15 protein-coding genes are annotated in these 21856 nt (G+C 41.6%); 12 read left to right on the forward strand and 3 right to left on the reverse strand.

All coding sequences use genetic code 11. The annotated features are described in order from the left end of the window. Window positions 1-67 precede the first annotated feature (67 nt). Window positions 68-1957, forward strand: coding sequence for a DUF2207 domain-containing protein (locus tag HT680_RS00210; protein ID WP_173257348.1), 1890 nt, complete (start codon window positions 68-70; stop codon window positions 1955-1957). A 59-nt stretch (window positions 1958-2016) separates the two neighbouring features. Further along, on the forward strand, window positions 2017-2862 hold the full coding sequence (locus tag HT680_RS00215; RefSeq protein ID WP_000273567.1) for an undecaprenyl-diphosphate phosphatase: 846 nt from the start codon (window positions 2017-2019) through the stop codon (window positions 2860-2862). Between the two features lie 31 nt (window positions 2863-2893). Here HT680_RS00215 and dinB read toward each other — a convergent pair whose 3' ends face one another. Continuing rightward, window positions 2894-3955 carry a DNA polymerase IV gene (dinB, locus tag HT680_RS00220; protein ID WP_173257358.1) on the reverse strand — a complete coding sequence of 354 codons (1062 nt, stop codon included), beginning with the start codon at window positions 3953-3955 and terminating at the stop codon, window positions 2894-2896. Window positions 3956-4191: 236 nt separating this feature from the next. Between dinB and pflB the strand changes: the two genes are divergently transcribed. Both pflB and HT680_RS00230 read left to right on the forward strand, forming a co-directional pair. Next, on the forward strand, window positions 4192-6507 hold the full coding sequence (pflB, locus tag HT680_RS00225) for a formate C-acetyltransferase (protein WP_000260613.1): 2316 nt from the start codon (window positions 4192-4194) through the stop codon (window positions 6505-6507). A 395-nt stretch (window positions 6508-6902) separates the two neighbouring features. Then, complete coding sequence (locus HT680_RS00230) at window positions 6903-9008, forward strand: ATP-dependent Clp protease ATP-binding subunit (RefSeq protein WP_173257360.1); 2106 nt, start codon at window positions 6903-6905, stop codon at window positions 9006-9008. 60 nt (window positions 9009-9068) lie between these two features. On the opposite strand, the gene HT680_RS00235 is transcribed toward HT680_RS00230, so the two are convergent. Beyond that, the gene (locus HT680_RS00235; protein WP_173257362.1) at window positions 9069-9551 is read right to left on the reverse strand and encodes an S-ribosylhomocysteine lyase; all 483 of its coding nucleotides are present in this window, start codon (window positions 9549-9551) and stop codon (window positions 9069-9071) included. A gap of 285 nt (window positions 9552-9836) precedes the next feature. On the opposite strand from HT680_RS00235, the gene HT680_RS00240 reads away from it, so the two are divergent. Genes HT680_RS00240 through HT680_RS00260 form a run of 5 tightly spaced genes read left to right on the forward strand, consistent with a single transcriptional unit; the run spans window position 9837 to window position 13765 of the window. Continuing rightward, a complete protein-coding gene (locus tag HT680_RS00240) occupies window positions 9837-10544 on the forward strand; it encodes an ATP-binding cassette domain-containing protein (protein ID WP_173257364.1) in 708 nt (235 codons plus the stop codon). Window position 10545: 1 nt separating this feature from the next. Continuing rightward, a complete protein-coding gene (locus HT680_RS00245; RefSeq protein WP_173257366.1) occupies window positions 10546-11334 on the forward strand; it encodes an ABC transporter permease in 789 nt (262 codons plus the stop codon). Further along, window positions 11334-12056, forward strand: coding sequence for a lantibiotic ABC transporter permease (locus HT680_RS00250; protein ID WP_173257369.1), 723 nt, complete (start codon window positions 11334-11336; stop codon window positions 12054-12056). The genes HT680_RS00245 and HT680_RS00250 overlap by 1 nt, the downstream gene beginning before the upstream one ends. 12 nt (window positions 12057-12068) lie before the next feature. Further along, a complete protein-coding gene (locus HT680_RS00255; protein WP_173257371.1) occupies window positions 12069-12767 on the forward strand; it encodes a response regulator transcription factor in 699 nt (232 codons plus the stop codon). Continuing rightward, entirely contained in the window at window positions 12734-13765 is a 1032-nt protein-coding gene (locus HT680_RS00260; protein ID WP_173257373.1) for a HAMP domain-containing sensor histidine kinase, read from the forward strand. The genes HT680_RS00255 and HT680_RS00260 overlap by 34 nt, the downstream gene beginning before the upstream one ends. Before the next feature lie 135 nt (window positions 13766-13900). Here HT680_RS00260 and HT680_RS00265 read toward each other — a convergent pair whose 3' ends face one another. Further along, window positions 13901-15385: a DUF1846 domain-containing protein gene (locus tag HT680_RS00265; RefSeq protein ID WP_173257375.1), complete on the reverse strand. Its 1485-nt coding sequence runs from the start codon at window positions 15383-15385 to the stop codon at window positions 13901-13903. Window positions 15386-15538: 153 nt separating this feature from the next. Between HT680_RS00265 and HT680_RS00270 the strand changes: the two genes are divergently transcribed. The 3 genes from HT680_RS00270 (at window position 15539) to HT680_RS00280 (ending at window position 21751) form a co-directional block, all read left to right on the forward strand. Next, window positions 15539-17149: an alpha-glucosidase gene (locus HT680_RS00270; protein ID WP_173257377.1), complete on the forward strand. Its 1611-nt coding sequence runs from the start codon at window positions 15539-15541 to the stop codon at window positions 17147-17149. Window positions 17150-17317: 168 nt separating this feature from the next. Beyond that, window positions 17318-19285 (forward strand): peptide ABC transporter substrate-binding protein, encoded by a 1968-nt coding sequence (locus HT680_RS00275; RefSeq protein WP_173257379.1) that lies wholly within the window; start codon window positions 17318-17320, stop codon window positions 19283-19285. 600 nt (window positions 19286-19885) lie between these two features. Then, window positions 19886-21751, forward strand: coding sequence for a CAP domain-containing protein (locus HT680_RS00280; RefSeq protein ID WP_173257381.1), 1866 nt, complete (start codon window positions 19886-19888; stop codon window positions 21749-21751). Window positions 21752-21856: the final 105 nt, after the last annotated feature.

The raw sequence follows: 21856 nt of genomic DNA on the forward strand, positions 1-21856 counted from the left end.
ATACAAGTAAGCCTTTACTTGTAAAAAATGATATAATGATAGCAAAGATAAAAAGGGGGATTGTGTTGTGAAAAAGACTTTTTTCGTGCTTTTATTTAGCTTGTTTTGTGTTCTACCACTCTCTGTTTTTGCGGTTGATTTCAAGATTCGCTCTTATCAAGGCGATCTGTATATTCATGCAGATAATACAGCAGAATTCAGGGAGAAAGTAGTCTATCATTTTGATGAGGATTTTAATGGACAACTAGTAGGACTTGGCCGTTCTGGTAAGATGCCAAAGGGCTTTGAAATAGATCCCAGTCCGAAGGTTCAGGTATGGAAAAATGCTAGTGCCATTGAGAATGTCAATAGTGAAGTGATAGAAGAATCGGAAGGTTATACTGTAAAAGTGTATAATCCAGGCCAAGGGGGAAATACTGTTGAAGTGGTAATCACATGGCAACTAAAAAATCTTCTTTTCCTATACGATGACATCGCGGAACTTAATTGGCAACCTCTGACGGATAGTTCAGAACCTATCGAAAATTTTGAGTTTCGGGTAATGGGCTTTAATGGAGCTGAAAAACTTTTCTTTCATACAGGGAAACTCTTTACAGAGGGCAAGGTAGAGAAGACAGGTGGTGATTATCGTGTTCATTTGCAGAACCTACCTCGTCAGCGTGGGGTTGAATTGCATGCCTATTGGCCTAGAAAAGATTTTGAAACAGCTTTGGATCAGGGATTGAAGGGCAATCGTTTAGCAGAATTTGAAAAAATAGAGGAGTCCATTACTGCTGAAAAAGCTCAGAGAAAAGCTCTGGTTACGTGGATCATCCCTTTCCTACTCTCGCTTTTTTTAGTCTTTAGTGTTATTTTCTACTGCATTTATAGAAGAAAAACCTCTCCATCGAAGAAATATGCCAAAAATCACCGTCTCTATGAACCGCCAATGGACTTAGAACCGATGGTTTTATCGGAAGCTGTTTACTCCACTTCTTTAGAGGAAGTCAGTCCCTTGACCAAGGGAGGAGGGAAGTTCACCTTTGACCAACTCGTTCAGGCAACTTTATTGGATGTGATTGATCGTGGAAATGTTTCAATCATCTCAAATGGAGACGAGGTCCGTCTAAAAGTCGTAAAAGAAAAAGGATTAGCAAGTTTTGAAAAAGATTGCCTTAATTTGGCTTTTTCAGGAAGAGAAGAAGTGCTTGTTTCAGATTTGTTTGCAGATTACCAAGTGTCAACTAGTCTTTACCAAGGTGCAAAAGCAACTGATGAAAAACGGATTCAGAAAACAGGACGTAAGCTTAAGTCTTCTTTCGAGCAAGCTCTGAAGCAGATGCAGGATGGGGTGAGAAAGCGGGTTTCCTCTTTGCAACTTCCAGATTATTATCGTCCACTGAGTAATGGGGGAAAAATCCTGCGATTGACGATAGGTGTCTCTACGCTTCTACCTGCTTTCGTTGGTTTTGGCTGGTTCTTGTACAGTTTGGATGCTCACGGGTATCTTTCCCTGCCACTTCCTATCCTTGGGTTTGTGAGCTTGATGTTAGCTGCCGTCTATTATTGGACGACCCGATTTGATACTCGTGATGGTGTTTTAAACGAAGAAGGATTAGAAGCGTACTATCTCTGGACTAGTTTTGAAAACATGCTTCGCGATATCGCCCATCTAGACAAGGCAGAATTAGAGAGTATTGTTCTTTGGAATCGCCTCCTTGTCTATGCTACTTTATTTGGTTATGCGGACAAGGTGAGTCATTTGATGAAATCTTATCAGATTCAAGTTGAGAACCCAGATATCAATCTTTACGTAGCTTATGGCTGGCACAGTATGTTTTATCATTCAACTGCTCAAATGAGTCACTATGCTAGTATTGCAAACACAGCAAGTACCTACTCCGTCTCTTCTGGAAGTGGAAGTTCTGGCGGAGGATTCTCAGGAGGCGGAGGCGGTGGTAGCATCGGCGCCTTCTAAAAAATCTATCGCAACATCCGAAATTATGCTATAATAGAGGACAGAAAAAGGAGTAATGTATGTATTTTATTGAAATTTTGAAGTCAATCTTTTTTGGGATTGTTGAAGGAATTACAGAATGGTTGCCCATTTCAAGTACAGGACACTTGATCTTGGTGGAAGAATTTGTCCAATACAAGGACCAGAATGAAGCCTTCATGTCTATGTTTAATGTTGTCATTCAGCTTGGTGCCATTTTAGCAGTTATGGTCATTTACTTTAATAAGCTTAATCCCTTCAAACCTGGTAAAACTAAGGTAGAAGTTCGTAGAACTTGGCAGTTGTGGTCAAAAGTTTTTGTGGCGACCTTGCCTTTGCTATTGGTCTTTAAACTAGATGATTGGTTTGATGCCAACTTCCACAACATGGTTTCAGTTGCCATTATGTTGATTATCTACGGGGTTGCCTTTATCTATCTTGAAAAACGAAATAAGGCGCAAGCTATTGAACCAACAGTAACAGAGTTAGACAAATTGCCTTATAAAACAGCCCTTTACATCGGTCTTTTCCAAGTCCTCGCCCTTTTCCCGGGGACAAGCCGTTCAGGTGCCACTATCGTCGGTGGTTTGTTGAATGGAACAAGTCGCTCTGTCGTAACAGAGTTTACCTTCTATCTCGGGATTCCTGTCATGTTCGGAGCTAGTGCTTTAAAGATTTTCAAATTTATTAAAGCAGGTCAACTCTTGAGTTTTGGTCAACTATTCTTGCTTTTGGTCGCTATGGGAGTTGCCTTTGCGGTCAGCATGGTTGCTATTCGTTTCTTGACCAGCTATGTGAAGAAGCACGACTTTACACTCTTTGGTAAATACCGTATTGTACTCGGTAGCGTCTTGTTGCTTTATAGTTTTGTGCGTTTGTTTGTATAAGAAAAAGCTTGAAGGGGGGCCTTCAAGCTTTTTAAAATCCTGTCACTGTAATTCCTAGTAGACGAACGCCTTTCTCTTTTTCAGCTAGTTCTTCGTAAAGTTGAAGGGCAGTTTGAGAAATCTGACTAGCGTCCTGTGTTGCTTGTGGGAGACTTTTTCGTCTAGTCAGAGTGGAGAAGTCAGCATATCGTATTTTTAGGATAATGATTTTTCCAGCTTTGTCCTGCTTGCTGAGATTGAGGGCTACCTTTTCGGAGAGAAGAGTCAGCTCTTTTTTGATATCTTCTTCAGCTTGGAGAATCTTTCCATAGGTTTTCTCCTTGCCAATGGACTTACGAATGCGATTGGCCTTGACTGGTGAATTATGAATGCCTCTGGCCTTTCGATAAAGATCAAAACCGAGTCTGCCAAACCGATCGATTAAAGTGACTTCAGAAACGTCTAATAAGTCTGCGCCAGTATAAATACCCATTTCATGAAGCCTTTCCACTGTTTTCTTGCCCACTCCATGAAATTTAGCAATATCCATTTGTTTGAGAAAATCTTGGGCTTGGTCAGGGAGGATAACTGTCAAACCATGTGGCTTTTGATAGTCGCTAGCCATTTTAGCTAGGAATTTGTTGTAAGAAACGCCAGCAGAAGCGGTAAGGTGTAGTTCCTGCCAGATATCTTGTTGAATGAGACGAGCTATTTTGACAGCTGACTTGATACCGAGTTTATTTTCCGTCACATCCAAGTAGGCTTCGTCAATACTCATAGGTTCAATCAGGTCGGTGTAACGTTTAAAAATAGCTCGAATCTCAAGTCCCACAGTTTTGTATTTTTCATAATTTCCCGAGATAAAGACGGCTTGAGGACAACGCTCATAAGCTTCTTTAGAACTCATGGCTGAATGAACACCAAAAGCTCGCGCCTCGTAGCTACAAGTAGACACAACTCCCCGTCCGCCTGTTTGTCTGGGATCGCTCCCAATAATGACAGGTTTTCCTTTTAACTTAGGATTGTCTCTTATTTCCACCGCAGCAAAAAAGGCATCCATGTCGATATGGATGATTTTTCTGGACAAATCATTAATCAATGGAAATATGAGCATTTTGCTTCCTTTCTAGTGTCATTTTTTATTCATTATACCTTTTTTTCTGAAAAAATGGAAAAGAGTACTCATTCTTTCAAATATATAATACAGATTGCGCCGATAAACAGACTGTATTAGAAAAGAAAGTGATAAAAAAGCCTTTTTTCGCTTGTTGAAATCGGTTACTGTATGGTATACTGGTCTCATGAATGTAACAGATGACTGTTGCTAGAAAGAAAAATGAGGACATTAACATGGTTGTTAAGACAGTTGTTGAAGCACAAGATATTTTTGATAAAGCTTGGGAAGGCTTCAAAGGCGTAGATTGGAAAGAAAAAGCAAGTATTTCTCGCTTCGTTCAAGCCAACTACACACCTTACGATGGAGATGAAAGTTTCCTTGCTGGACCAACAGAACGTTCACTTCACATCAAAAAAATCGTAGAAGAAACAAAAGCACACTACGAAGAAACTCGTTTCCCAATGGACACTCGTCCAACATCTATTGCTGATATTCCTGCTGGATTTATCGACAAAGAAAACGAATTGATCTTTGGTATCCAAAACGATGAACTCTTCAAATTGAACTTCATGCCAAAAGGTGGTATCCGTATGGCTGAAACTACTTTGAAAGAAAATGGATACGAACCAGATCCAGCTGTTCACGAAATCTTCACTAAATACGTAACAACAGTTAACGACGGTATTTTCCGTGCCTACACTTCAAACATTCGTCGTGCTCGTCACGCTCACACTGTAACTGGTCTTCCAGATGCCTACTCACGTGGACGTATCATCGGTGTTTACGCACGTCTTGCTCTTTACGGTGCAGACTACTTGATGCAAGAAAAAGTCAACGACTGGAATGCAATTAAAGAAATTGACGAAGAAACAATCCGTCTTCGTGAAGAAGTAAACCTTCAATACCAAGCTTTGCAACAAGTTGTTCGCTTGGGTGACCTTTACGGAGTTGATGTCCGCAAACCAGCGATGAACACGAAAGAAGCAATCCAATGGGTTAATATCGCCTTCATGGCTGTCTGCCGTGTTATCAACGGTGCTGCAACATCTCTAGGACGTGTGCCAATCGTATTGGATATCTTTGCAGAACGTGACCTTGCTCGTGGTACATTTACTGAATCAGAAATCCAAGAATTCGTTGATGATTTCGTTATGAAACTTCGTACAGTTAAATTTGCTCGTACAAAAGCTTATGACCAATTGTACTCAGGTGACCCAACCTTCATCACAACTTCTATGGCTGGTATGGGTAACGATGGTCGTCACCGTGTTACTAAGATGGACTACCGTTTCTTGAACACTCTTGACAACATCGGTAACTCTCCAGAGCCAAACTTGACAGTTCTTTGGACTGACAAATTGCCATACAACTTCCGTCGCTACTGTATGCATATGAGCCACAAACACTCTTCTATCCAATACGAAGGTGTAACAACAATGGCTAAAGACGGATACGGAGAAATGAGCTGTATCTCATGCTGTGTGTCACCACTTGACCCAGAAAACGAAGATCAACGCCACAACATCCAGTACTTTGGTGCTCGTGTAAACGTTCTTAAAGCCCTTCTTACTGGTTTGAACGGTGGTTACGACGATGTTCACAAAGACTACAAAGTATTTGACATCGATCCTATCCGTGACGAAGTTCTTGAATTCGAATCAGTTAAAGCGAACTTTGAAAAATCTCTTGACTGGTTGACAGACACTTACGTAGATGCTTTGAACATCATCCACTACATGACTGACAAGTACAACTACGAAGCTGTTCAAATGGCCTTCTTGCCAACTAAACAACGTGCCAACATGGGATTCGGTATCTGTGGATTTGCTAACACTGTTGATACATTGTCAGCTATCAAGTACGCTACGGTTAAACCAATCCGTGATGAAGATGGCTACATCTACGATTACGAAACAATCGGTGAATACCCACGTTGGGGTGAAGATGACCCACGTTCAAACGAATTGGCAGAATGGTTGATCGAAGCTTATACAACTCGTCTACGTAGCCACAAACTTTACAAAGACGCAGAAGCTACAGTATCACTCTTGACAATCACATCTAACGTTGCTTACTCTAAACAAACTGGTAACTCACCAGTCCACAAAGGTGTATACCTCAACGAAGATGGTTCTGTGAACTTGTCTAAACTTGAATTCTTCTCACCAGGTGCGAACCCATCTAACAAAGCTAAAGGTGGATGGTTGCAAAACTTGAACTCACTTGCTAGCCTTGACTTTGGTTACGCAGCTGACGGTATCTCATTGACAACTCAAGTTTCTCCACGTGCTCTTGGTAAGACTCGTGACGAACAAGTTGATAACTTGGTAACAATCCTTGATGGTTACTTCGAAAACGGTGGACAACACGTTAACTTGAACGTTATGGACTTGAACGATGTTTACGAAAAGATCATGTCAGGTGAAGACGTTATCGTACGTATCTCTGGATACTGTGTAAACACCAAATACCTCACTCCAGAACAAAAAACTGAATTGACACAACGTGTCTTCCACGAAGTTCTTTCAATGGATGACGCATTGAGCTAAAATTCAATTGGAATAGAGAAAAGCCAGTCGGTCTGACTGGCTTTTTGTGTGCTTAAAAAATTTTTCAAAAAATAGTCAAATTTGGTCAAAAAGTTATTGACTTTTACTGACCAATGTGATATAGTAGAAACATAAGGAAAATGAATTCCTTAGAAAACTTCATTTTCAATGATTCTATTTCTTGAAAATGTACGATAGATACCCTAGAAAGGGGTGAGGCCTATGTTAAATCTAACAGACTTTGAAAAGAAGATGATAGAAGGCTTATTTAAAAAAGAAAAACCAGAAATTATACGTAGGGTAGCTAGTTAGCTAGTCTAAAATTTTTAAAACAAAGGTCAAAGATAGTCAATATCAGAGATCGCAAATAATTAACAATAAACGAGGTAAAGAATATGAATAACAACTTTAATAACTTTAACAACATGGATGATTTGTTTAACCAATTGATGGGTGGTATGCGAGGATACAGTTCTGAAAACCGTCGCTACTTGATTAATGGACGAGAAGTGACACCTGAGGAATTTGCTCATTATCGTGCAACTGGTCAATTGCCAGGAAATGCAGAATCTGACGCGCAAATGCAGCAATACACTTCAGGTATGAAACAAGACGGTGTCCTTGCTAAACTAGGTCGTAACTTGACAGCGGAAGCTCGTGAGGGCAAATTGGATCCTGTTATCGGACGAAACAAGGAAATTCAAGAAACATCTGAAATCCTCTCACGTCGTACCAAGAACAATCCTGTACTTGTAGGAGATGCAGGTGTTGGTAAAACAGCAGTTGTCGAAGGTCTAGCACAAGCGATTGTGAACGGAGATGTCCCAGCTGCCATCAAGAACAAGGAAATTATTTCCATTGATATCTCAGGTCTTGAGGCTGGTACTCAATACCGTGGTAGCTTTGAAGAAAACGTTCAAAACCTAGTCAATGAAGTAAAAGAAGCAGGAAATATTATCCTCTTCTTTGATGAAATTCACCAAATTCTCGGTGCTGGTAGCACTGGTGGAGACAGTGGCTCCAAGGGGCTTGCGGACATTCTCAAGCCAGCTCTCTCTCGTGGTGAGTTGACTGTTATTGGAGCGACAACTCAAGATGAATACCGTAACACCATCTTGAAAAATGCAGCTCTTGCTCGTCGTTTCAACGAAGTGAAGGTCAATGCTCCTTCAGCAGAGGATACCTTTAAAATCCTTCAAGGAATTCGTGATCTCTATCAACAACACCACAATGTTATCTTGCCAGACGAAGTCTTGAAAGCGGCAGTGGATTATTCTATCCAATACATTCCTCAACGCAGCTTGCCAGATAAGGCTATTGACCTTGTGGACGTAACGGCTGCTCACTTGGCAGCTCAACATCCTGTAACAGATGTGCATGCTGTTGAACGGGAAATTGAGGCAGAAAAAGACAAGCAAGAAAAAGCAGTTGAGGCAGAAGATTTTGAAGCAGCTCTCAATGCCAAAACACGTATTGCAGAATTAGAGAAAAAAGTCGCAAACCACACAGAAGACATGAAAGTGACTGCAAGCATCAACGATGTGGCTGAATCTGTGGAACGAATGACAGGTATTCCAGTGTCACAAATGGGGGCTTCAGACATCGAACGTTTGAAAGATATGGCTCATCGCTTGGAACACAAGGTGATTGGCCAAGATAAGGCAGTAGAAGCAGTAGCTCGTGCTATCCGTCGTAACCGTGCAGGATTTGATGAGGGCAATCGCCCAATCGGTAGCTTCCTCTTTGTAGGGCCTACTGGGGTTGGTAAGACGGAACTTGCTAAGCAATTGGCACTCGATATGTTTGGAACCAAGGATGCGATCATCCGCTTGGATATGTCTGAATACAGTGACCGCACAGCCGTATCTAAATTGATCGGTACAACAGCTGGTTATGTGGGATATGATGACAATAGCAATACCTTGACAGAACGTGTTCGTCGCAATCCATACTCTATCATTCTCTTGGACGAAATTGAAAAGGCTGATCCTCAAGTGATTACTCTTCTCCTACAAGTCTTGGATGATGGTCGTTTGACTGATGGTCAAGGCAATACAGTGAACTTCAAGAACACTGTCATTATCGCAACATCAAATGCTGGATTTGGCTATGAAGCCAACTTGACCGAAGATGCGGACAAACCAGAATTGATGGATCGTTTGAAACCATACTTCCGTCCAGAATTCCTCAACCGCTTTAACGCAGTTATCGAATTCTCACACTTGAACAAGGAAGACCTTTCTAAGATTGTGGACTTGATGTTGGCGGAAGTCAACCAAACCTTGGCTAAGAAAGACATTGATTTGGAAGTCAGCCAAGCAGCTAAGGACTTTATCACAGAAGAAGGCTATGACGAAGTTATGGGTGTTCGTCCACTCCGTCGCGTGGTTGAACAACAAATTCGTGATAAGGTGACAGACTTCCACTTGGATCATCTAGATGCCAAACATCTGGAAGCAGATATGGAAGATGGCGTTTTGGTCATTCGTGAAAAAGCCTAAGTCGAGATTTTGAGAATAAAAAAAGAAGGAACTAGCTAAAAAGCTGGTTCCTTTTTGTGTTTAGATGACATGGCGTTCAAAGGCATCATCTGAAATTCCTTGTTCCAAGATGAGTTTCGCCCATTCTTTAGCAGAAAAGAGGCTGTGGTCCTTGTAGTTTCCGCAAGATTCAATGGTTGTTCCAGGGACATCTTCCCAAGTAGTAGTCTCAGCGATTTCCTTGAGCGAATCCTTGATAACAGCTGCAATCTCAGCGCTGGTGTGACGTCCCCACATAATCATGTGGAAGCCTGTGCGGCAACCAAATGGCGAACAGTCAATCATGCCGTCAATGCGGGTGCGGATGAGTTTGGCCAAGAGGTGTTCGATAGTATGAAGGCCAGCAGTAGGGATAGAATCTTCATTTGGTTGTACCAAGCGAATATCATAGTTGGAGATGACGTCTCCCTTTGGTCCTGTTTCTTCTCCAATCAAGCGAACATATGGTGCTTTAACAATGGTGTGGTTAAGTTCAAAACTTTCAACAATAACTTCTTTTGACATGGTAAATCCTTTCAGTTTTCTTCTTTCATTATATCATAAAGCCTGCTCTTGATGGAGTTTGATAAATGACTTTTTGGTACTAGAATGATAATAAAGTCTCCATACATAAACCTCAGAATTATAAAGAAAGAATGGAGTAAAGGAAAAGAAAAACTGAGTTCTTTCTAATGAAGCTAGAGCGATTTTTGAAAGGCGAGATCAACTTTTAGAATTTTTGCTCGATTTCTGAACTAATTCTGAACTAGACTGGATATACTGGAGAAAATAAAGATAAAGGAGTTCAGTATGGAACATGTAGTGAAAATAGAAGGAGTCTGCAAAAAACATGGCAGTAAGCAGATTTTAAAAGATATTTCTTTTACAGCTAGAAGCGGGCGGATTACAGCTTTTCTGGGGCCGAATGGTGCTGGTAAAAGCTCGACCTTGAGGATTCTCTTGGGGTTAGATCGGGCGACGTCTGGAACTGCGACTTTTGATGGGCGAACTTATCAGTCAATGACTTATCCGCTCAGAACGGTAGGTGCAGCCTTTGACGGCATTGGCGGTCTGCCAAATCGAAAGGTCTATGACCACTTGAGAATTATTGCGGCGAGTAATGCTATTCCCAAGTTTCGGATTGATGAGGTTTTGGAGATGACTGGGATTGCTCATAAGAGGAAGGACCTCTTGTCAAGCCTGTCTCTGGGGGAAGGTCAGCGGTTGGGTTTGGCAGCAGCTTTGCTGGGAGATCCTCAGTTTCTTATATTAGATGAGCCGACCAATGGACTGGATCCAAGTGGGATTAAGTGGTTTAGAAAGTTCATCCGTCAGCAGGCTGATTTAGGGAAAACGGTACTTCTATCTTCTCATATCCTATCAGAGGTGCAAATGGTGACAGATGATGTAGTCTTGATTCATCATGGGCGAATTATTGAGCAGGGACGATTGGAAGAGGTGCTGCAAGATTCAGACAGTCTAGAAGATCTCTTCTTTGATTTGACAGAGGAGGTTTAAGATGAAAGAAACGATGTCTTTATTGCATTCAGAATGGTTGAAAATTCGCTCAACCAAGGCTTTCAAAGTGAGTGTGGCCTTCATGTTACTATTGGTGCCTGTCGTATCCTGGTTGGAGGGCCGACAGTATCTGTCTATCGGCTTGGATGCTACACCTGAGACGGTTCCTAATCTGATAAACGCCATTGATCCGCTGGAATATCTAGGTCTCAACGGGGCCTCTATGGCAGTCATGGTTTTGGTCATCTTAGCTGGAATTTTGGGAGCTATGGAATTTCAGTCTCATAGCTTGAGAACCAGTCTCTTGGCCTGTAATAACCGCCTGAAGTTGCTTGTGGGGAAACTCATGACCTTTGCTTGCTTTTCTCTTGCCACTAGCTTTTTATCAATCTACTTTAGTTATATGGTCATGCATCTGGCTTTAGGAAAGGAAGGGCTTGATCCGATTCTGCTCAATCCGGCAGCTTGGAGTTTGATTTTGTGGAAAACCTTATCTCTAACCTTATTAGGAATCCTTTCATTTTTGTTAGGTTTATTGGCTCGGACCATGCTAGTTCCTCTGCTTTTTCTCATACCCCAGATCTATAATCTGGGAAACTACCTGGCAGCTCATACGAGTTGGGGGACTTATTTGCCACAGCCATCAGGAGAGTTGTTTGCTGCAACGCCAACTTCCCAATATGCTAACAATCCCTTGCAAGGGCTGTTGATACTAGTTGCATGGTTGCTAATCATCGGCGGCATGGCCTCTCTGCGCTTTTTGAAGACGGATTTAGGAGGGCGCTACTGATGATCAAAGCTCTGCTTAAAAGTGAATGGATTAAGTTCCGTTCTTACTATCTCGCTCTTGGTGCCGCCTTGGCGGCTCTGGTAGTCGTTCCATTTTTTCTGATGAATCTTGACTATAGTCAGACAGCAGTTGGTCAGACGAAGGCTCTGAGTGAGGCTTTGCATGCCCTCTATCTGGCGCAGCCTGTCATCGTCATCTTTACTTCCCTCTATTTTGCCCAGGAGTTTGTCAAGTCTGGGATGCGAACGAATTTTCTAACCGTATCAAATAGAAGGGCTTGGTTGGCTGGGAAAAGCCTTTTTCTGGCCTTGCTGCTCTTGTCTCTCTACAGTGTGATGATAGGCAGCTGTTTCCTTGTTATGCTGGCTCGTTTTGACCTAGCCTTCAGCTGGTCCTTACTGGGGAAATTCCTCTATTACAGCTCTTTTGGTCTTCTCAGCAATCTTTTTCTAGCTTTTTTAGCTGCCGGCCTCGCTTTGCTATTTCAATCTTGGGTTGTGCCGGTGTCGGTGCTCTTTCCTCTTTTGATTGGTCTCAGCCGTCTATTGGCAACTTTCATCAAAGAAGCAAAATACCTGCCCGATCTGGCTACACTAAATCTTTTTGAGTATGAAGGGCTTCAGCATTCAATAGATCTATCAGGGCTGGGAATACAGCTGTTATGGTTAGCTTTGGTTTGGGGCTCTGCTATATTCTTAAGCTTGAAACGAGATGTTCGCTAGAGGTATGCTATAATGGAAATTATGAGACAGTATCGTATTTTGGTGGTTGATGACGACCGGAGCATTTTGAAGCTGGTGAAAAACGTCCTAGAGCTCGATGCTTATGATGTGACGACGCTTGATTGGATAGAAGAGCTAGAGCTGACATATTTTGTCGGATATGACTTGATTCTGCTGGATGTGATGATGGAGCCTGTTAATGGTTTTGAGCTGTGTTCCTACATTCGTCCTCATCTTTCGTGTCCAATCATTTTTTTAACGGCTAAGGAATTGGAGGCGGACAAAGTGGAAGGGCTCTTTCGCGGAGCAGATGACTATATTGTCAAGCCTTTTGGGACCAACGAATTGCTGGCGCGTGTCAGAGCGCATCTTCGGCGGGAGGAAAGACGGAAGGAGCGCTATTCTGAAATTGCTTCTTGTCAATTTTATCCAGAGCGCTATGAAGTTGCCTGTTTTGGTAAAGTCTTGAAATTCTCAGAGCGAGAGTTTAAGCTGCTGCATTTACTAGCTAGTAATCCCAAGCAGACCTTTTCAGCTGAACGCCTGCATACCTTGCTTTACCCAGAAAGTTCAGAAACACTGCTTCGCTCCATCTCAGAATACGTATATCAGATTCGCCAAAAATGCAAACAAGAAGGTCTGCAAGCAATCGCAACAGTGAGAGGAGTAGGCTATAGATGGCAATTAGAACCCGAAATTTCAAAAGCTTAGTCTGGACAACCAGCTTGAAAATCGTATTTTTTCATGTTTTGATTTTTGTGCTTATAGGTTATGAATTTACACAAGGCAGTGATTATGCCCTTTTTACCTTGTTCTTTTGGGCAGGGAGCTTGCTGCTGATTACTTTTTATCATATTTTGAAATTGCTCCGAAAAATCGACAGGGAAATAAAAATGCTAAGGAGCGAGAAGCTTTTAGAAGAAAATCAAAGCCAGCTTTTTCGGATCGAGGAAATGCTAGAAGTTTATAGCGATTTACGAAGCAGCCATCAAGAAAATGCTCGTCTTCTAGAAAAAGAGCAGCAGCATAATCAGGAATTGATTCTACAGCTATCAGCGACATCGCACGATTTGAAAACGCCCTTAACTGTGATTAAGGGGAATGCTGAGCTCTTGGCATTGGCGCAGTTGAGCCAGCCTCAGGCAGACTATGCTGCTGAGATTTTGCAGGCCAGTCACAAGATGGAAGAGTATTGTGGCTCTTTGATTGATTATGCTAAGACTTTTCAGATTGATGCTAATCAGTTCAGTCATCTTTCCTTAGGGGACTTTTTGGCTGATCTACAGGACGACTGGGCGCTGTTCAGCAAACAGGAAAGCTATCGTTTCTACTTCCAAGAAGATTGTGATCCTAGCTTGAGTTTATCAATTCATTTGGACTATCTCAAGCGAGCTTTGCTCAATATTTTACTAAATGCGCTTGAACATGCAGACCAAGACCAAAAAGAAGTCAAGCTAACGGTATCAGTGCAGCAGGACCAGTTGGTTTTTGCTATCTGGAACAATGGCCCTGCATTTTCGGAGGAGATGCTGCTGGAAGCAGATCAACTCTTTTACCAGAGTGACCAAAGCCGCAATTCAGCTAATCCCCATCATGGTATCGGCTTAGCCTTTTCTAAGCAGGTCGCTCTCTTGCATGGTGGTCGTCTGACCCTGCTCAATCCAGACCAAGGAGGAGCCTGTGTTGAGTTGGCAATTTCATTGAAATAAATGAGGATGAAAAAATCATAAAAACGCATAATACCAAGTGTTCAAAAGCCTTGATATTATGCGTTTGATTTTTTTATTATGTAAAGATTTACTGGATTTTTATCTCGAATTGAGTTTTTGTCCAGCCTTGTTTATTTATTTGCGATACAAGCGATCGTATTGGTAGTAAGGGTCAAAGGTCACGTTGATACCTAGTTTGCGAAGGACATTCTTGTCTTCATCGGTCAGGATGATAGTTGAATGAGCTTCGCTTCCTTTGAGATTCCCAAGTTCTTCCATGGCACGCGCAGCATCAGGATTTTCCATAGCTGTGATTGCAAGTGCAATCAAAATTTCATTTGAGTGGAGGCGAGGATTGCGGCTACCTAGATGATTGATTTTAAGACCTTGAATTGGTTTGACGACTTCAGGCTCGATTAATTTTACTTCCTTAGCGATGTTAGCTGATTTTTTGATGGCATTGATCAAGGCAGCAGCTGTAGGACCAAAGAGTTCAGAGTTTTTACCAGTTACGATTTCCCCATTTGGCAATTCAAGGGCAAGGGCAGGGCCACCAGTTTCTTCTGCTTTTTGGCGTGCAGCGACAGCAACCTTACGGTCTGCAGGTGTGATACCGAGGTCGTTCATGAGAAGTTCAATTTTCTTGACAGCAGATTCTCCGACTTTTTCAGCTTTAAAATCAAGTACAGTCTGATAGTAGCGACGGATGATTTCTTGTTTTGAAGCTTCAATAGCAGCCTCATTATCTGTAATAGCGAAGCCAACCATGTTGACACCCATGTCTGTTGGTGAAGCGTATGGAGATTCACCGAGAATGCGTTCCAACATACGTTTGAGTACTGGGAAGATTTCAATATCACGGTTGTAATTGACAGTGGTTTCTCCGTAGGTTTGGAGATGGAAAGGGTCAATCATGTTGACATCGTCAAGGTCTGCTGTGGCAGCCTCATAAGCCAAGTTGACTGGATGATGAAGGGGTAGATTCCAAACTGGGAAGGTTTCAAATTTAGCGTAGCCAGACTTGATACCGTTGATTTGGTCATGGTACATATTGGACACACAGGTTGCCAATTTTCCAGAACCAGGTCCAGGAGCCGTTACGACGATTAACTTGCGACTGGTTTTGATGTAGTCATTTTTCCCCATGCCTTCTGGAGAGATGATGTGATCCATATCAGTTGGATATCCTTTGATTGGATAATGAAGATAAGAATCAATTCCATTTTTCTCTAACTGGTTGCGGAAGGCATCGGCAGCGGGTTGTCCAGCGTACTGTGTGATGACAACGGAGCCAACAAAAATACCCAATTCGTTGAATTTGTCAATCAAGCGAAGAACTTCTTGGTCATAAGAAATGCCTAGGTCGCCACGCGCTTTAGAATGCTCGATGTTGCTTGCGTTAATGGCAATCACAACTTCAACCTGCTCTTTCAATTCTTGCAAGAGCTTGATTTTATTGTCAGGTTCATAGCCAGGAAGGACACGAGCAGCGTGGAAATCTTCTAACATTTTGCCGCCAAACTCCAGATAGAGTTTGCCGTCAAATTGGTTGATACGCTCCAAAATGTGGTCGCGTTGCAGATTCAAATATTGTTCAGAACTAAAAGCTTGTTTTTTCATTTTTTTTACCTCTGACCTCCATTATAGTAAAAAATTGGAAGTTAGGAAACTATAAAGGTAAAAAAGAAACCAAAAAGATTGAGCAAACGCTTGCACTAAGTTTAAAAAAGCGCTATCATAGACTATAGATTATTAAAATAATGAGGTAAGAAGATGCAAGAAAAATGGTGGCACAATGCCGTAGTTTACCAAGTCTATCCAAAGAGTTTTATGGATAGCAACGGAGATGGAATTGGTGATTTGCCAGGAATTACTAGTAAGTTGGACTATCTTGCCAAGCTAGGGGTTACAGCGATTTGGCTTTCTCCCGTTTATGACAGTCCTATGGATGATAACGGCTATGATATTGCTGATTATCAAGCGATTGCAGCTATTTTCGGGACCATGGAGGACATGGATGAACTGATCGCAGAAGCTAAGAAACGTGATATCCGAATTATCATGGACTTGGTGGTCAATCATACCTCAGATGAACATGCTTGGTTTGTCGAAGCCTGTGAAAATCCCGACAGCCCTGAGCGAGACTACTATATCTGGCGAAATGAGCCCAATGATTTGGAGTCTATCTTTAGTGGATCTGCTTGGGAATACGATGAAAAGTCGGGTCAATACTATCTCCACTTTTTCAGTAAGAAACAGCCTGATCTCAACTGGGAAAATGAAAAACTGCGCCAGAAAATTTACGAGATGATGAACTTCTGGATTGATAAAGGCATTGGCGGTTTCCGTATGGATGTCATTGACATGATTGGGAAAATTCCTGACGAGAAGGTAGTCAATAATGGTCCCATGCTCCATCCCTATCTCAAGGAGATGAATCAGGCGACCTTTGGCGACAAAGATCTCTTGACAGTAGGAGAGACCTGGGGAGCAACGCCAGAGATTGCTAAGCTCTACTCGGATCCAAAAGGACAAGAATTGTCTATGGTCTTCCAGTTTGAACACATCTGTCTTCAGTATCAGGAAGGGCAACCTAAGTGGCACTACCAAAAAGAGTTAAATGTAGGGAAGTTAAAAGAGATTTTTAACAAATGGCAGACAGAGTTGGGAGTTGAGGACGGCTGGAATTCCCTCTTCTGGAATAACCATGACCTCCCTCGTATTGTCTCTATCTGGGGAAATGACCAAGAATACCGTGAAAAATCCGCCAAAACCTTTGCAATCTTGCTTCATCTCATGAGAGGGACACCTTATATTTACCAAGGTGAGGAGATTGGGATGACAAACTATCCGTTTGAAACACTGGATCAAGTAGAAGATATTGAATCCCTCAACTATGCGCGTGAAGCTCTTGAAAAAGGTGTTCTTCTAGAGGAAATTATGGACAGTATCCGTGTCATCGGTCGTGATAATGCCCGTACCCCGATGCAATGGGATGAGAGCAAAAACGCTGGTTTTTCAACAGGTCAACCTTGGTTGGCAGTTAATCCAAACTATCAAGAAATCAACGTTCAAGAAGCACTGGCAAATCCAGAATCTATTTTCTATACCTATCAGAAGTTGGTTCAGATCCGTAAGGAGAACAGCTGGTTGATTCGAGCTGACTTTGAACTACTTGATACGGCTGACAAGGTCTTTGCTTATATCCGTAAGGATGGAGACCGTCGCTTCCTAGTCGTGGCTAATTTGTCCAATGAAAAACAAGATTTTTCGGTAGAAGGAAAAGTCAAATCTGTCTTGATTGAAAACACTGTGGCTCAAGAAGCCGTTGAAAAACAAACCTTAGAGCCATGGGATGCTTTCTGTGTGGAAATGACTGACTAAAATGAGAGAACCTCAAGCTTTTGAAGCCTGAGGTTTTTTACTAAAAATTGTGTAGAGAAATCTTTAAAAAATATTTGTTAGAATTTTCTAAAAAATCTGTCGAAAGTCCTTGCTTTTATGAAAAAATAGGGTATAATGGTGAAAACACTATCTTTAAGGAGATTACTTATGAAATCGAAAAAGTGGCTCTTAGGAGCAGGTGCTGTCTTGAGTGCGGCCCTACTGTTAACTGCTTGTGGGCAAAACGAAAAGAAAGCCGATGCTCCCAAGACATTTTCTTATGTCTATGCAATAGATCCATCATCTTTGGACTACAGTGTGACGAGCAAGAGCTCAACTTCTGACGTTATAGCCAACGTTGTCGATGGCCTCTTGGAAAACGATAAATACGGGAACTTGATTCCGTCGCTTGCAGAAGATTGGTCTGTTTCTAAAGATGGCTTGACCTATACCTACAAACTTCGTAAGGGTGTAAAATGGTATACTTCTGAGGGAGAAGAGTATGCTGAAGTCAAGGCTCAGGACTTTGTTACGGGTCTGAAACATGCAGCTGATGGTAAATCAGACGGCCTCTCTCTCCTTCAAGATTCTATCAAAGGCTTGGCTGCCTACATCAGTGGTGAAAGTAATGACTTTTCTACTGTAGGAGTCAAGGCTGTTGACGATTACACAGTTGAATACACGCTCAACAAACCAGAAAGTTTCTGGAACTCTAAGGTCACAACTGCGACCATGCTTCCAGTAAATGAAGAGTTTTTGAATTCTAAAGGGAGTGACTACGGTGCACCAACACCATCAAGTATTCTTTATAACGGTCCTTATTTCTTGAAATCATTGACTTCAAAATCAGTCATCGAATATGAAAAGAATCCAAACTACTGGGATAAGGACAATGTTAAGATTGACAATATTAAACTAACCTTCTACGATGGATCAGACCAAGAATCTTTGATTCGCAGCTTTACACAAGGTGCCTATACAACAGCTCGTCTCTTCCCAACAAGCTCAAACTTTGAATCAACTAAGAAAGAGTACGGCGATAAGATTGTTTACAGTCCACAAGAAGCGACAAGCTACTACCTCACTGTTAACGTAAACCGCCAGTCTTACAATAAAACAGCCAAAACAGACGAAGTTCAAAAAACATCAACCAAAGAAGCTCTTCTCAACAAGAACTTCCGTCAGGCACTGAACTTTGCCCTTGACCGTCACTCTTACACTGCTCAGTTGAATGGTGAAGAAGGGGCGGACAAGATTATCCGTAATAGCCTAGTACCTCATGACTACGTTCAAGTAGGTGAAAAGACCTTTGGAGAGTTGGCTCAGGCAGAGCTCGTTTCTTATGGTGACCAGTGGAAAGATGTAGCCCTTACAGATGGCAAGGATACGCTATACAGTCCTGAAAAAGCCAAGGCAGCCTTTGCAAAGGCTAAGGCAGAATTGCAGGCTAAGGGTGTGACCTTCCCAATCCGTTTGGATGTTCCAGTTGAACAGACCGATGTCATTGCCGTTCAACAGACTAACTCACTCAAGCAGTCTATCGAGTCAACACTTGGTACAGAGAATGTCATTGTTGATGTCCTTCAAATGACCGATAATGAAAAAATGAGCATTACGTCTCAAGCCAAGGTGCCATCCCAAAAAGATTATGACTTGAACGGAACTGGTTGGGGACCAGACTATCAAGACCCAGCCACCTACCTCAACATTCTTGATGCTAAGAAGGGCTCAGCCCTTAAACACTTGGGGATCACCCGCGGAAAAGATCCAGAAGTGATGGCTCAAGTTGGTCTAGACGAATACAAGAAACTCTTGGATGATGCTGCAGCTGAAACCAGCGACCTCAATAAGCGTTACGAAAAATACGCTAAAGCTCAAGCTTGGGTATCGGATAGTTCGCTCTTGATCCCAGTTGCCTCTTCGGGTGGCTCTCCAACTGTTAGCCGTACTGTACCATTCACAAAAGCATACTCTCAAGTCGGAATCAAGGGAGATCCATTTGTCTTCAAAGGTTTGGAGCTGCAAAAGGATGTCGTGACTACAAAAGAATACGAAGAAGCTCTCAAGAAATGGCAGAAAGAAAAGATTGAAACAAATGCCAAATACCAAAAAGAGCTAGAAAAACACGTCAAATAGCCTATAAAAGAAAAGGAAGTTGCAGAAAATTTGTGCTTCCTTTTTCTGATTTTGAGACAGCAGTTGTCGTAAAATCAGTTCTTGAATGACAATTAAAGTTGAAGTGAAAAACTGAAAAGTAATCTCAGGCGTAAAAGCTTTTTTAATTAGTTTCGGAGCAGCCAAAACTTAAAACGATGCTTTTTGAAGATAATTCTAGTGTATTGTGAAATAGAGCGAGTAGAAACCTCAAAAAAACGAACTTTAATATTTATATGGCAAATCACTTTAAGAATATTTATTCAGTATGAATGAATTTAAAATAATTCCTAAGTAAGTATCTAGTATTTTATAGTTTTAGGCTTAAAACTATAAAATGCTTATTTTAACAACTAAAAATACTGTTTTTTTAAAATAATAGTAACTATGTTATTTTTTTGATTTTAATGTATGAAAGTGCTATAATTGTTATTGAACGCAATAAATATAAAAAAAGTGTTCAATAAGTCCAATTTATATTTTATAAAATATATTCCTTGTTTATAGTCCGAAAAACGAATAGTGCACAAAAGTTTTCCGAACGTTATGACCAGCGATTCTTTTTTGGAGGTTTAATTTAAAATGGATAGAAAATATGGTCTTTTGGCGGGAGCGGCTCTGGCGACAGCAGTTGCAGTTTCAGCTTCTGTAACACCAACGGTTCATGCAGATTATCGTTGGGATTCCCGTCATAGTTGGGACTATGATTTTGATGATTGGGGTTATGACTATAATCATTGGAATCGATACAACTACCGACAGCCAGATAGTGGTCGCTATTTTTACTGGAATGGCAGCTACTACTACCGTATGAGTGATGGTAGTTACTATATTTACCGTGATGGTGAGTGGAAACCACTGACAAACAATCGTGACAACAATTCTTCAACGAACAACTTAGTAAATGATAGCCACTATCGTTACGAGAATGGCTACCATTACTATGTATTAGAAAATGGAGATTATTACTACTACCAAAACGGTCGTTGGGTGTTTGTCAAGAAATCTGCGGATAATCAAAACGAGTTAGAAAATCCAGGTAGGGTGGAACTCCCAGAAAATCCCCCATTCAATGGAGCTGATGGGGAATTTAATCCTTTTGAATCAGGTGCTATTGAGTTTCCAGAGGTTCCTTCTTACGGAGGTGCAGACGGTGAATATGCTCCTTTTGACTTGGGAACAATCGAACTTCCAGAGAATCCACCATTCAATGGAGCTGACGGGGAATTTAATCCTTTTGAATCAGGTACTATTGAATTTCCAGAGACTCCGTCTTACGGAGGTGCGGACGGTGAGTATACTCCTCTTGACTTGGGGACAATCGAACTTCCAGAGAATCCCCTATTCAATGGAGCTGATGGGGAGTTGGATCCTTTTGCGCCAAAACCAGACCAGCCAAATGAAGAACCAAAACCAGATAATTCAATCAATCCCTCTGTCCCAGAGACTCCAGGTTTGGTAACAACAGATGAACCGAGTGAAAACCAGATTCCTCCGTATGTTGAAAAACCAGTGCCAGGTTTAGAGCACTTATTATGGGCTCCAAATGGAAGCAAACCCAAATTAGTCATCCCACCAGGAAAACCAGGTGACAAGATTCTGGAAAATGATACAAACTATGCCTTTGATGGTACCAATCACTATTACTATGTTGAATCAAACGATGCAGTCACAGGTTACACAGCCTACTGGAAGTGGACGGGAGATGTATGGAAGCTACATGGAATGACAGATCCAACTGACCCAGCGCTGGATCCGAACTTGCACTCAAATCCCGTAGATGATGAGTATAGCTATAGCGATCAAAACTCTAGCGTGAAATTGTATTCGACTAATTTAGTCGAAACTGCCAAAGCAGGACAAGCACTTCCTTTCCAAAATGTCGAGGAATTCAAAAACTATGTGATCGAAAAACTAAATCCTAAGTTTTTAGATAACGCGGGTTGGGATGCAAAGGTCACTTGGGAAATTGAAGATGAGGATATCTTTGAGAAAACCAAAAATGATCCTTGGGCTAGAGATTATGTTTTAGTCGCCAACCTCAAGAGTGGAGTGGATGAAGAAAAATACCGCGATGTAGAATTTGGTTATGTGAAATTTGTCTTCCGCGTTGCTGCGACGGATGATACGAATTATTACTATATGGAAAAGGCCAAAGAAGCATTCGCTGGAATCAATGAAATTCGTAAGGAACAAGGTTTGAAAGAATTGACTTGGTCAGATGAGATTTATCAAAATCAAGCTCTGCCAAAAGCAAACCAGATCTCTCGCCAATACGATAGCTCAGGCTTTGTTGGTCGTCGTGACCAAGATGCAGCTGCCGTTGTCAAGAAATGGGCAAATAGTGGTTTGAGAGAATTGCTTTTGGATCCAAATGCGACAGAAGGAGCTGTAGCAGCAGTAGTTAGTGGAAATGGAGATTATTACTGGGCTTATAATTACAAATAAAAGAAATTTCTAACTTCATCAAGCTCTTTGTTAATTGTGGTGGATTGATGTTAGTTAAGATTTGGAGAGGACAGCGACTGTCCTCTCTGTTTTTATATTCAGAGA

The sequence above is a fragment of the Streptococcus sp. 5905 genome (assembly GCF_013276505.1).
In the GTDB taxonomy this organism is placed as follows: domain Bacteria; phylum Bacillota; class Bacilli; order Lactobacillales; family Streptococcaceae; genus Streptococcus.